General features: G+C 42.6%; 1 protein-coding gene. It reads right to left on the bottom strand.

Annotated features, from left to right (window positions below; genetic code table 11):
• On the bottom strand, positions 1–629 hold a 629-nt coding region (gene pcaD / locus AC1M89_RS14715), incomplete at its 3' end, for a 3-oxoadipate enol-lactonase (RefSeq protein WP_481614391.1).
• Positions 630–653: the final 24 nt, after the last annotated feature.

Below are 653 nucleotides of genomic sequence, written 5' to 3'. Positions count from 1 at the left end.
TGACCTGCAATAATCAATACAGGAATCGAAATCTGTTTGAGTTGTTCACGCACATCCGCCTTAGCCAAAGCTTCACAGCAGCTTGCATAACCTTCAGGGCTGCCAGCTCCTAAGTCGTTTGAAAGTTTTTCAATCACTGCTGGGTTGCTTTGGATAAAGGGATCTGTAAACCAACGACCTGCAGCCGTTGATGCAATCGGTGCTAAACCTTGTTCACGAACCAATACGGCACGATCATTCCAAGCATTTTCATTGCCAATTTTAGCGGCGGTATTACACACAATCACATGACTAAAGCGTTGAGGATGATTGATGGCTAACCATTGACCTGTCAAACCACCCATCGAAATACCACAGAATGCAGCTTTTTCAACATTTAAATGGTCGAGTAAATTCACCACATCTTGACCAAGTTGATCAATGGTATATGGACCTTGAGGCGCGTCCGATGCACCATGACCACGTGTGTCATAACAAATCACATAATGAGAAGCTTTAAAAAACTCAATTTGTGATTGCCACATGCTGAAATTTGTCCCTAAAGAGTTAGAGAAAACAAGAGCAGGCTTGCTTGAATCACCAAAAGTTTGATAATTGATTTGCGCATCATTTGAAGAAAAAGTAGGCATAGAATCCCTCCCGACCTCCCTTGA

The organism is Acinetobacter sp. ANC_7635 (assembly GCF_056779945.1).
The sequence above is the reverse complement of the archived record's forward strand: the minus strand, read 5'-3'. Positions and strand labels throughout refer to the sequence as shown.